The 12,452-nt window shown below is 71.7% G+C and carries 8 protein-coding genes and 1 pseudogene; 3 read left to right on the top strand and 6 right to left on the bottom strand.

The genetic code is table 11. The annotated features are described in order from the left end of the window. Positions 1–764: 764 nt before the first annotated feature. From ACLQ2T_RS10840 to ACLQ2T_RS10815, 6 genes and pseudogenes are all read right to left on the bottom strand, one after another. Positions 765–1,683: pseudogene (locus ACLQ2T_RS10840) on the bottom strand (arginase family protein); the annotation flags it as partial. Positions 1,684–1,860: 177 nt separating this feature from the next. Continuing rightward, complete coding sequence (locus ACLQ2T_RS10835) at positions 1,861–2,784, bottom strand: tetratricopeptide repeat protein (RefSeq protein WP_425765849.1); 924 nt, start codon at positions 2,782–2,784, stop codon at positions 1,861–1,863. 100 nt (positions 2,785–2,884) lie between these two features. Next, positions 2,885–4,573, bottom strand: a complete 1,689-nt coding sequence (locus ACLQ2T_RS10830; protein WP_425765848.1) for an acyl-CoA mutase large subunit family protein — start codon at positions 4,571–4,573, stop codon at positions 2,885–2,887. A 157-nt stretch (positions 4,574–4,730) separates the two neighbouring features. After that, the gene (locus ACLQ2T_RS10825) at positions 4,731–5,135 is read right to left on the bottom strand and encodes an Asp23/Gls24 family envelope stress response protein (protein WP_425765847.1); all 405 of its coding nucleotides are present in this window, start codon (positions 5,133–5,135) and stop codon (positions 4,731–4,733) included. A 334-nt stretch (positions 5,136–5,469) separates the two neighbouring features. Then, positions 5,470–6,405, bottom strand: coding sequence for a methylmalonyl Co-A mutase-associated GTPase MeaB (gene meaB, locus ACLQ2T_RS10820; protein WP_425765932.1), 936 nt, complete (start codon positions 6,403–6,405; stop codon positions 5,470–5,472). A gap of 65 nt (positions 6,406–6,470) precedes the next feature. Continuing rightward, positions 6,471–7,667, bottom strand: coding sequence for an acetyl-CoA C-acetyltransferase (locus ACLQ2T_RS10815; protein ID WP_425765846.1), 1,197 nt, complete (start codon positions 7,665–7,667; stop codon positions 6,471–6,473). A gap of 62 nt (positions 7,668–7,729) precedes the next feature. On the opposite strand from ACLQ2T_RS10815, the gene mce reads away from it, so the two are divergent. The 3 genes from mce (at position 7,730) to ACLQ2T_RS10800 (ending at position 12,159) form a co-directional block, all read left to right on the top strand. Beyond that, positions 7,730–8,212, top strand: coding sequence for a methylmalonyl-CoA epimerase (mce, locus tag ACLQ2T_RS10810; RefSeq protein WP_425765845.1), 483 nt, complete (start codon positions 7,730–7,732; stop codon positions 8,210–8,212). Between the two features lie 345 nt (positions 8,213–8,557). Beyond that, entirely contained in the window at positions 8,558–9,823 is a 1,266-nt protein-coding gene (locus ACLQ2T_RS10805) for a DivIVA domain-containing protein (RefSeq protein ID WP_425765844.1), read from the top strand. A gap of 173 nt (positions 9,824–9,996) precedes the next feature. Beyond that, positions 9,997–12,159, top strand: coding sequence for a hypothetical protein (locus ACLQ2T_RS10800; protein ID WP_425765843.1), 2,163 nt, complete (start codon positions 9,997–9,999; stop codon positions 12,157–12,159). Positions 12,160–12,452 lie beyond the last annotated feature (293 nt).

Genomic DNA, 12,452 nt, shown 5'->3' with positions numbered 1-12,452 from the left:
CGAGTGCGCCGGTCCCTGACCGGTCCCGTCGCCGGACTTGTCCGACTCAGCCGCCGGGTCGGCAGGGTCGACCGGGCCGCTCGGTTCGTCCGGCTCGCTCGGTTCGTCCGGCTCGCTGGGGGCCGCCGAGTCACCCGAATCACCCGGGGTAGCGGCGTCACCCGTGGCGATCGCTCCCTGTGTGGCGGCGGCCAGCGGGCGCAGGGCGCCTGCACGCGGGGGGCCCGGCTCGTCCACGGCCGGGTCGCCAAGATCGTCCGCTAGGGTCCGTTCGTCTGCCGCCGCAGGGCGTGGGAGTCCCCACCCGGCCGTCTCGTCATCGGCCATCCGCTGGGGCTCGGGAGCGAGCCCGTCTGTCCCCAGCTCCGTCGCAGGCCGACGTAAGGTTCCCGGCTCTGCTGACCCGTCCGCCACCGAGCGGCGCAAGGACCCCGGGCCGGCGGAGAAACCGATGTCGCGTATCTCCGACACACCGACACCGTCCACCCCCCGACCGCCCAAGCCCACACCACCGCCCGAGCCCACATCCCCGGCCAAGCCCGCACCACCACCCGAGCCCACACCACGAGCCAAGCCGGGAGGACCACCGGCCAACCTCACACCACCGCCCAGGCCCGCGACACCGCCCAGGCCCACACCACCGCCCGAGCCCGCATGATCGGCCGAGCCCGGACGACCGGCGGGGTTCGAGGGACGGTCGGCGGTTCGGCGTGGGGTGGGTGGGGTCGGCTCCATCCGTTCAGCAGCCGGGCGGACCAGCACCGGCGCGGGGGTGGTGACCGGGCGAAGGCCGGCTACCAGGGTGTTGACGATCTCGGCGGCGTACGTGCCGTCCGGGTCGTAGTCGGGGTCGAAGACGGTCAGCTCGACACCGAGGCAGTGCGGGGTGTCGACCAGGCCGGCGAGCAGGATCTCCAGCTCGGCGAAGGCGATGCCGCCCGGATCGGGGGCGTCGACCGCGGGCATCACGGCCGGGTCGAGTACGTCCACGTCGACGTGCACCCAGTAGCCGGCGCAGTCGGCCAACTGCTCGTGCGCCCACTGGGCGGTACGCGCCGCACCCTCGACGCGCAGCGCCGGCACCGGACGGGTGACGATCCCGGCGGCTTGCAGATCGAGGCGGTACTCGTCCTGGGCACGGATGCCGAGCACCACCACGTCGATGTCCCGAAAGTAGGGCCGGCGCCCCTCGATGGCCGCCAGGTCGGCCTGTCCCCGCCCGGTGACCAGGGCGAGATCCTCCCCAGCCGCCGCGCCCACGTACGAGGCGTTGCCGGGGTGCCGGAAGTCGGAGTGACCGTCCACGAAGACCAGGCCGATCCGGCCGCCGATCTCCTCGCCTAGGCGGTGCATGGCCAGCGCCGAGCCGAGCAGGATCGAGCAGTCGCCGCCGAGGACCAGTGGGAACTCGCCCCGATCGATGATCGCGCCGACCCGGTCGGCCAGGGCCACCGAGTAGTCGGCGATCTCCCGTGCGTGGCACACCCCGTCGCCCGGCCGCCAGTCACCTGCGTCGTACCGCGGTGGGGTCAGGCAGCCGGCGTCGCGGGCCCGCAGCCGGGGCAGCAGGCCCTGGTCGCGTAGCGCGCCGGGTGCTTTTCCGCAGCCCGGAACCGAGGTGGGCGTGGGTGACCGCAGACCGAGGTTGCTCGGCGCATCGAGGACGGCGACCCGGCGCATCATGGGCCGCTGTCGTTCACGACTGCGGGGCTCGCAAGCTCACTCCTCGCGCTCACAGACCTCGCCCTCCGTTCACGACTGCGGGGCTCGCAAGCTCACTCCTCGCGCTCACCTGGGGCTCCCGTCCTCTGGGGTCGAGGCGGGCCGGCGGCTACGCCGGCCCGCGCTGGCGTGACTGGGTCAGAACAGGGCGCTGGCCAGGGCTCGGCGCGCCGAGGCGACCGTCGGGTCCTCCGGACCGGCGATGGTGAACAGGCCGACGAGGTGTTGGCGTACCTTCTCCCGGTCTTCACCGGCGGTACGCCGGACCAGTCCGACGAGCCGTTGGTACGCCTGCTCGGCCTGGCCGCTGAGCACCTCGATGTCGGCGGCCAGCAGTTGCGCGTCGACATCGTCCGGCTTGGCCGCTGCCTCGGCGAGCGCGGTCCGCGGGTCGGCACCGGACACCCGGCGGGCGAGGCCGACCTGGGCCAGGCCCGCCTCCGCAGCCGCGTCGTTGGGGGTCTCGGCCAGGATCTTCCGGTACGCCTGCTCGGCGGCGTCCAGGTCACCGTCCATCAGGGCGTCGTCGGCCGCGTCGAGTCGGGGGTCCTCCGGTTCGGCCACGGAGACTCCGCCGGCCTTGAGGATCGCCTGGATCCACTGGCGCAGCTGCGCCTCGGGTACCACCCCGGAGAAGGCGTCGACCGGCTGACCACCGACCACCGCGTACACCATCGGGATGCCCTGCACCCGGAACATCTGTGCGAGCCGGGGGTTGGCGTCGACGTCCACCTTGGCCAGCACCCAGGCGCCGCCGCCCTCCACCGCCAGCCGTTCCAGCACCGGGGAGAGCTGCTTGCAGGGCTGGCACCATTCGGCCCAGAAGTCCACCACCACGGGTGTGCTCAGGGAGCGCTCCAGCACCTCCGACTGGAAGGTCGCCTCGGTCACGTCGATGACCGTGACCCCACCGGCAGAGCCACCCGGTACGCCGGCAGGGATGCCGGCGGGGGGAGCTGCCTGGGTCGGTGCCGGGGCGGGACTGGGTGCAGGGGTGCGCAGCGCGCTGAGGTCGACCGCGCCGCGGGTAAAGATCGACGAGGTGATCCGTGGGTCGCTCATGGTTATCTAGTCTCGCACGCGCCGCGCCGAACTCAGATCAACCGTGGCCGGAGACGGTTGCCACTGTCACCCCTGCCCAGCCGCCCTTTCGAGGTGGATGTCAGAACCGGGCAGGCTCGCGGTAAACGCCCCATTCCCCGCGCAGGGCGTCACAGATCTCGCCGAGGGTGGCCTCGGCGCGTACGGCGTCGAGCATCGCCGGGACCATGTTCTCCCCGGTACGGCTGACCGCCACCATCTTCTCCACCGCCGCGCGCACCGCCGCCTCGTCCCGGCCGGCCTTGCGCTCGGCCAGCATCCGGCGCTGCTCCACCTCGACCTCGTGCGAGATACGCAGGATCTCCAGGTCCTTGGCGACCGTGCCGGTGTGGCAGTTGACCCCGACGATCTTCTTGTCGCCCTTCTCCAGCGCCTGCTGGTAGACGAAGGCCGACTCGGCGATGTGCCCGGTGAACCAGCCGTCCTCGATGCCCCGCAGGATGCCGGAGGTCATCGGCCCGATGGTGTGCGGACCCTCGCCACCGAGCTGCTTGATCCGGGCGAAGATCTCCTCCGCCTCGGCCTCGATCCGATCGGTCAGCGCCTCGACGTACCACGATCCGCCCAGGGGGTCGGCCACGTTGGTCACCCCGGTCTCCTCCATCAGCACCTGCTGGGTACGCAGGGCGATCTCGGCGGATTCGTCCGTGGGCAGGGCCAGGGTCTCGTCCAGGGCGTTGGTGTGCAGCGAATTGGTGCCGCCGAGCACCGCAGCCAGGGCCTCCACCGCGGTGCGTACCACATTGTTGACCGGTTGTTGGGCGGTCAGCGACACCCCGGCGGTCTGGGTGTGGAATCGCAGCCAGAGCGCCTTCTCGCTGGTCGCGCCGTAGACGTCGCGCAGCCAGCGGGCCCAGATCCGGCGGGCGGCACGGAATTTGGCGATCTCCTCGAAGAAATCGACATGCGAGTCGAAGAAGAAGCTCAACCCGGGGGCGAAGACATTGACGTCCAGGCCGCGCGAAAGTCCCAGCTCGACGTAGCCGAAGCCGTCGGCGAGGGTGTACGCCAACTCCTGCGCGGCCGTGGAGCCGGCCTCCCGGATGTGGTACCCGGAGACCGACAGCGGCTTGTACCGGGGGATCTCGGTGGCGCAGTACTCCATCAGGTCGCCGATCAGGCGCAGGTGCGGCTCGGGGTCGAACAGCCACTCCTTCTGCGCGATGTACTCCTTGAAGATGTCGGTCTGCAACGTACCGTCGAGCTTGGACAGGTCGGCCCCCTGACGTTCGGCGGCGACCAGGTACATGCAGAACACCGGCACCGCCGGCCCGGAGATGGTCATGCTGGTGGTGACCCCGGCCAGGTCGATGCCGTCGAACAGCACCTCCATGTCGGCGGCGCTGTCCACCGCCACCCCACAGTGGCCGACCTCGCCGAGGGCCTGCGGGTCGTCGGAGTCGCGGCCCATCAGGGTGGGCATGTCGAAGGCGACCGACAGGCCACCGCCACCGGCGCCGAGGATCATCTTGTAGCGCTCGTTGGTCTGCCGGGCGTTGCCGAACCCGGCGAACTGCCGGATGGTCCAGGTCCGCCCCCGGTATCCGGTCGGGTAAAGACCCCGGGTGTACGGGAACTCGCCCGGCCAGCCGATCCGGTCGAACCCGGGGTAGGCGGCCCCCTCGGGCGGCCCGTAGACCGGCTCGACAGGCATCCCGGAGAGCGTGGTGAAGTCCGCGTCCCGTTTGCGCGCGGCGTCGTAACGGGCCTGCCAGCGGGCCCGTCCGGCAGCGATCTCGTCGGCGTTCATCTCCGGGCTCCTCCTCAAGTCCTTCACGACTGCATGTCGAGTGTAGAGCCCTTCCTGAACGATCGATAAGGAAACTGATACCGGACGGTAACCGGCCCCGCTGTCGACCCTCGGGCCGGACCGCCGGGCACGCGCCGGCCCCCAGGGTCCCGCGACCTCAGGCCGCCGGCCCTCCGATGGCCACGTCATCCACCCGGATGTTGATCTCGTCGACCCGCAGCCCGTACGCCTCGATGGCCTGGGTCACCGCGACCCGTACCGCCGTGGTCACCTCGGGCACCGGATGCCCGGCGTCGGTCACGATTACCAGGTTGATCACGGCGGCCCCATCGGTGACATGAGCCGAGCAGCCGCGCCGGGCGTCACCGACCTGGTCGAGCCCGACCCGGTCGAGCACCGCGTTGAAGAACCGGGCGACATCCCCACCCAACTCGACCACCCCGGGCACGGCCTTCGCCGCCGCCACCGCGATCTTCTCCACGACCTCGTCGGAGATCTCGGTACGCCCACCCGCCACCGCGTCCGGAGTAACCGGCAACTCCTGCGTCGACTCGTGCTCCATGCTCGCTCCCCGCGTTCACACCACCCCGCACCCCGCGGGCCGCTGCGAGCCTAACCGCCCCCCACCCTCCCCAATAGACACATCACCCACCCACCACCCCCGAGCCACCCACCCACCCCCGTCGAGCACCCCCACCCACCGCCCCCGTCGATCATGCAGTTTCGGTCGCCGAATTGCCCTCTTCGGACCGTATGCCGAGACAAAAAGTGCATGATCGACGGCGACCGGCGACCGGCGACCGCTGGGCGCTGGGCGGCGAGGGCGTGCCACGGCGACGCGGCGGGCGCGGGTGACGGCGGCGGGTGAGGAGGGGGGTGGGCGGGGGCGGGAGGGGTCAGGCGGCGAGTTGGGCGAGCAGGGTGTTGGCGGCGGCGTAGGGGTCGGTGGTGCCGGCGGCCACCTCGGCGGCCAGGGTCGGCAGCTGCGTACCGTCACGCAGGGAGCCGATCCGGGCGCGCAGCGTGCCGAGCGCGATGGCCTCGATCTCGGCGGCGGCCCGCGCCTCCCGGCGGCGACGCAACTCGTCGTGCTCGACCAGCCAGCCGCGGTGTTTGTCGATCGCCGCGGCGATGTCGTCGATCCCCTCGCCCCGGGCGGCCACTGAGCGCACCACCTGCGGGCGCCACTGGCCCGGTCCCCGCTCGCCCAGGGCGATCATGCCCTGGATGTCCCGGACGGTGTGGTCGGCGCCGTCCCGGTCGGCCTTGTTGACCACGAAGACGTCGGCGATCTCCAGGATTCCGGCCTTGACCGCCTGGATGGCGTCGCCCATCCCGGGGGCGAGCAGCACCAGGGTGGTGTCGGCCAGGGAGGCCACGTCAACCTCGGCCTGCCCGACGCCGACGGTCTCCACCAGGACGACGTCGCAGCCGGCACCCTCCAGCACCCGTACCGCCTGGGGGGTGGCCGCCGACAGTCCGCCGAGGTGCCCCCGGCTGGACATCGAGCGGATGTAGACGCCGGGGTCGGTGGCGTGGTCCTGCATCCGTACCCGGTCGCCGAGGATCGCCCCGCCGGTGAACGGGCTGGAGGGGTCGATGGCGAGCACCCCGACCCGGTGGCCCCGGGCCCGCAGGGCGCGTACCAACTCGTTCGTGGTGGTCGACTTGCCCACCCCGGGGGAACCGGTGAGGCCGACCACCTGGGCCCGGCCGCCGTACGGAGCCAGCGCCGCCGCGATCGCCGGCAGGGTCTCGTCGCCGGATTCCACCAGGGTGATCAACCGGGCCACCGCGCGGTGGTCACCGGCCCGCGCCCGCTCGACCAGCATCGGTACGTCCCGACTGCGGCGCACCGACCCGGTGGCCACGGTCGGGGCGTGGCCGTGGGACCCGCTCACGGGGTCTCGGAGGGAGCCGGAACGTGGATGATCAGGGCGTCGCCCTGACCGCCGCCACCGCAGAGGGCCGCCGCTCCGGTGCCGCCGCCGCGCCGCTTGAGCTCCAGGGCCAGGGTGAGTACGAGCCGGGCGCCGGACATGCCGATCGGGTGGCCCAGCGCGATCGCACCACCGTTGACGTTGACCTTGTCGGGGCTGACCCCGAGGTCACGGATGGACTGGATGCCGACCTGCGCGAAGGCCTCGTTGATCTCGATCAGGGCGAGGTCGGAGACGTTCAGCCCACCCTTGCGCAGGGCGTGCTGGATGGCGTTGGAGGGCTGCGAGTGCAGGGAGTTGTCCGGGCCGGCCACGTTGCCGTGCGCCCCGATCTCCGCCAGCCAGGTCAGGCCGAGTTCCTTGGCCTTCGCCTTGCTCATCACGACCACCGCGGCGGCACCGTCGGAGATCGGCGAGGAGCTGCCCGCGGTGATGGTGCCGTCCTTCGCGAAGGCCGGGCGCAGCTTCGCCAGGGACTCGGCCGTGGTGTCCGGGCGGATGCCCTCGTCCTCGCTGACCACCAGCGGGTCACCCTTGCGCTGCGGGATGACCACCGGGGTGATCTCGTCGGCGAAGTGACCGTTCTTCTGGGCGGCTGCGGCGCGCTGGTGGCTGGTCGCGGCGAACTCGTCCTGCTCCTGCCGGGTGATGCCGCGGGTGCTGCCGTGCCGCTCGGTGGCCTCACCCATCGCGCAGCAGTCCCAGGCGTCGGTCAGCCCGTCGAGGGCCATGTGGTCCTTGAGGGTCACGTCGCCGTACTTGTGGCCGCCCCGCTGACCGAGCAGCAGGTGCGGGGCGTTGGTCATCGACTCCATGCCGCCGGCCACCACGATGTCGAACTCGCCGGCCCGGATCAGCTGGTCGGCCAGGGCGATCGCGTCCAGGCCGGAGAGGCAGACCTTGTTGATGTTCAGCGCCGGTACGGACATCGGGATGCCCGCCTCCACGGCCGCCTGGCGGGCCGGGATCTGCCCGGCACCGGCCTGGAGCACCTGGCCCATGATCACGTACTGCACCTGGTCGGGGGCCACCCCGGCCCGCTCAAGCGCGGCCGCGATCGCGATGCCGCCGAGCTTGGTTGCCGGTAGGTCCTTGAGGTTGCCCAGCAGCCGCCCCATCGGGGTGCGTGCGCCGCTGACGATCACCGAAGCCATACCTGCCTCCGAGGGGGGTGCCGACCTGTACGCCTTAACGATTGTTCGGTCAGACTAGCGTCATGCCTGAGAACTGCCCCGTCGAGCCCGCTGCCGACTATGTCACAGACATCGGTCTGCGCCGCATCGATCATGTCGGGATCGCGGTCGCCGACCTCGACGCCGCGATCGACTTCTACACCCGGACCTTCGGTATGCGATGCGTGCACACCGAGACGAACACCGAGCAGGGGGTACGGGAGGCGATGTTGGCGGTCGGGCCGACCCCGGAGGGCGGCTGCCTGCAACTGCTGGCCCCGCTGACCCCGGAGTCGACCATCGCCAAGTTCCTCGACCGCAACGGTCCGGGGGTGCAGCAGGTGGCATACACCGTGGTGGATGTCGAGGCGGCCTGCGCGGTGCTCAGGGAACGCGGCCTGCGGCTGCTCTACGACACCCCCCGGCGGGGTACGGCGGGCTCGCGGATCAACTTCGTCCACCCCAAGGACGCCGGTGGGGTCCTGGTCGAGCTGGTCGAGCCTGCCCCGCACCCCGCCCACGGCTGACCCGGGAGCCGAATTCATCGACAGGCGTGACATCACCGAGGGGTGTGGCCGTCGTCGGCCCGCAGACGGGTGCGGCGACGGCCTTTCGGTGAACGCGCAATGGTTTTCCGCCTCCCGGCCCCGCATCCATTCGCGGGGCCCCGGCGGGCGGAAAGAAAAGCGGCGTACGGATAGCGGCGATACTTTTTCTGCGTCACGCTGCGTACCGAAGGGCTCCTCCCCGAGCTGGCAAGATCGCCTGTCGGACCGTGGTTCCGGTCACCCTACGAGTTGACCATGTAAAGCGGACGGCAAAGGGCGGGCCGCTCTTGCGAAGCACCCCGGGGGGTCTGCCAGTATGTCCCAATGCCCCAGCAGCAATCCTCCCCTCTCGCGTTCTTCGATAACGCGAACTCGCAGCCAGATTTCACGGTTGGCCTGCGCGGATACAACACCGGTCAGGTCGACGACTTCATCGGCCGACTGAACGCCGCGCTGAGCCAGGCCAACAAGGACCGCGCCGACGCCGAGCAGGCGCTCAACGACGCCCAGCGCCGGCTACGCCAGTCCGAGCAGCGGCTCACCGCCCTGGAGCAGAAGCTCACCGACACCAGCAAGCAGCTTGAGGAGAACAGCCGCCCCACGCTGTCCGGCCTCGGCACCCGGGTCGAGCAGATCCTCCGGCTGGCCGAGGAGCAGGCAAACGATCACCGCAACGAGGCCAAGCGCGAGTCGGAGGGCATCCTCTCCGCCGCCCGCCTGGAGGCGCGGGAGATCACCGACAAGGCGCGGGCCGAGGCGGCCGCGATGAAGGCCACCGCCGAGCGGGAGGCCGGCAACCTGCGGACCGCCGCCGAGCGGGAGGCGGCCGAGGTCCGGGTGCAGGCCCGCCGCGAGGCCGACACCCTGCGTGCCGACGCGGAGCGCGAGACCAAGCAGCTGCGTACGGTGACCGCGCACGAGGTGGCCGAGCTGAAGTCGACCGTCGAGCGGGAGGTCGCCACCCTGCGCGCCACCGCCGAGCGTGAGATCACCCAGCAGCGGGCCAAGGCCGCCCGCGAGGCCGAGGAGAAGCGTGCCGAGGCGACCAAGCTGCTGACCGACGCCCGCGACAAGCGCGACAAGGACCTCCAGGCCCTGGAACTGCAACTCGCCGAGCGGCGGGAGAAGGCCGAGCGCGAGGAGTCCGAGCGGCACGCCGCCCAGGTCGCGCAGACCCAGAAGCTGGTCGGCGAGGCCGAGCAGCGGGCCCACGCCGCGCAGGAGCGCGCCAAGGAGATCGAGCAGCGCGCCGAGGCCCGGCGGGTCGAGTCGGAGCGCAACGCCACCGAGACGATCGAGAAGGCCAAGGCCCTGTCCGAGCGGACCCTCAGCGAGGCCCGCGCCGAGTCCCAGCGTCTGCTCAGCGAGGCCCGCACCGAGGCCGAGCTGACCACCCAGGCGGCGCGCCGCGAGGTCGAGGACCTCACCCGGCAGAAGGACGCCGTCACCTCGCAGCTCGGGCAGATGCTCTCCGGCCTGGCCGGCATCGTTCCGGGGGTCCCCAGCAACAACACCCCGGCGGCCGAGAAGCCGGCCGCCAAGCCGGCGGCCGACGCCGAGAAGAAGGTGGCCGCGGAAACCTCCAGCTGACGACGACCACCGGGGCATGAACCACGACGCGGGGTGACACCGGGTGACCGGCGACACCCCGCGTCGCCCTGCCTTCAGGGCCCTGGGCACCGCCCACCTGGGCGAGTGAAGTAGCTCCCAACAGGGGCGTCCGTATCGCCCCAGGAGGGCCTGATGCGTGTGAGGATGGGTGCATGTCGCACGGCGAGGAACTGTTCGCTCTCGGCGGGGATGTGACCACGGAGCCCAGCTTCGAGTCCGCCCTGCGGGGGTACGACAAACGACAGGTCGAGAAGTACGTCGCTCGGGCGGAGCATGAGATCGCGGCCCTGGAGGCCGAACGGGAGCAGGCCTTCTCCCAGATCCACAAGCTGGCGGGTCAGGTAGAGGTACTCCAGCGGGATCTGGCTGCGGCGCGCAAGCAGTCCGCTGTGGTGGACCGGGCCGCCTTCCGGCATCTCGGTCCGCGGGTCGAGCAGATCCTCGCGCTCGCCGAGGAGCAGGCCGAGGACATCCTCGCCGTCGCGAACGAGGAGATCGAAGCGCGCCGGGCCGCCGCCGAACACATCATCGACGAGGCCCGGGCCGAGGCCGCCGAGGCCCTCAAGGACTTCGAGATCGCTCTGGCCGCCCGCCGCGCCGAGGAGGAGCGGCAGGCCGCGGCTCGCCGGGCGGAGTCCGAGGCGGCCGGCAAGGCGGCCAAGGAGGAGGCCGCCCGGCTGCGCAAGGGTGCCCAGGAGGCGCTGGCCAAGGCCGAGCAGGAGGCCACCCAGCTCCGGGACGCCGCCAAGGAGATCCATCAGCGGGCCCAGCAGGAGGCGACGAAGCTGCGCGAGTCGGCCCGTGAGGTGCTGGCCACCGCCCAGCAGGAGGCCACCCAGTTGCGCGAGGCGGCCAAGGAGGTGCACGCCAAGGCCCAGCAGGAGGCCAAGCGTCTGGTCGACCAGGCCACCGAGACCGGCCGGGCCACCCACGCCAAGGCCAGCCAGGAGGCCAAGCAGATCATCGACGACGCCGCCGAGGCCGGTCGGGCCGCCCGCAACAAGGCCCGCCAGGAGGCCGAGCGGCTGACCACCCAGGCGACCGAGGCGGCCAAGCGCACCCGGGCCGAGACCGAGGCGTACGCCCAGCGGATGCGCGACGAGACCGAGGCCCACGTCCAGCACACCCGGGCACAGGCCCAGCAGGAGTTGGGGGCCTGGCGGGCCGGGGTGGAGAAGGAGGTCAACGGCCGACGTGAGGCCGCGGACCGGGAACTGGCCCAGCGCAAGGCCGCTGCCGAGCGCGAGTACACCGGCCGCCGCGAGGAGTTGGAGCAGCAGCACCAGGCCCGTACGGCCGAGTTGGAGCAGCGCTTCAGCACCCGTACCGCCGCCCTTGAGGAGCAGATCCGCACCCGCACCGCCGAGCTGGAGTCCGGGTTCGAGAGCCGCCGTGCGGCGCTGGAGGCGGAGTACACCGCCCGCAGGAACGAGATCGAGCAGGGCGCGGACGAGATCCGCCAGGCCGCCGAGCGGGACGCCGCCGAGCTGCGCGCCCAGGCCGAGGAGTTCGCGACCAACGCCCGGCACGAGGCCGACGAGTATGTCGCCTCCTCCCGTCGGCAGTTCGAGGAGTACGCGGCCACCACCCAGCAGCACCTGGCCACCACCCAGCAGCACCTGGCCGCGACCCAGCAGGAGGCGGCGTCCGGCCGACAGCAGCTCGCCCAGGTGATGTTGGAGATCGCACAGGCCCAGCAGCAGCTCGCCGACCTGCGTCAGGAGACCTGGAAGTCCCGGCAGGAGTCCGACGAGTTGCAGCGCAAGGTGCGGGAACTGCGGCTGGCGGCGGCCACGGTCTCCGACGGCCCGACCTCACCGGCCCCCGCCGGGGTCTCCTCGGCGGTTGTCGCACCCTCACCCGCCACGGTCGCCCGTACGGTGGAGGGTCCTTCGGTAAACGGCGGCCAGCCCGCCGGGGCCAGCCCGACTGTCGATCCCGCCGAGGCCCCGGTCAACGGCCATCGGCCGGTCCTGGAGACCGCCGGTGTCGCCGCCGAGGGCGGTGATCCGGCCGCCGACGGTCAGGTCACGAAGCCGAGCGCCGACGGCCCGGTGACGAAGCCGACTGCCGAGCCGGTGACCACTGTGGAGGATGAGCCCGCAGCGAAGTCGGCGGTCGAGCCGGCCACGGTCGACGGCGGCACGGCGAGCGCCGGGGTGGACGGCGAACCCACGGTGGCCGCGATGCCCGGTACGGGTGGCCGGGCCGCCACCCCTACGAAGATCACCAGCACCGGTGAGAACGGCAAGCGGCCGACCAAGCCGACCAAGGACGAACGCAGCGCCAAACCCAGCAAGATCACTTCAGACTGACCCCGCACTCCGCCAGGCCGCGGCCTGTCCAACGCCCAACCCCTCCCGTCGGCGTGCCCTTGGCGTGTTGATCAAGAAGTTTGCGTCAGGATCGACGCCGATCACGACGCAAACTTCTTGATCAACACGGGCGGGTGGGCGGGCGGTCCCGGGGATCAGGAGGGCGGTTCCGACCGCCCGACCCACCGACCGGGAGTCCGATGTGGCTACCCTGTTGGCGCGGTGGGAGACGGTGCGTAACGAGGCCCTGTCCCGCCAGCAGTCGATCGAACTCCTCAAGGAAGTGGCGAAGT

It is taken from the genome of Micromonospora sp. DT229, assembly GCF_049844505.1.
Taxonomy (GTDB): domain Bacteria; phylum Actinomycetota; class Actinomycetes; order Mycobacteriales; family Micromonosporaceae; genus Micromonospora.
This window is presented reverse-complemented; position numbering and strand designations above follow the sequence as displayed.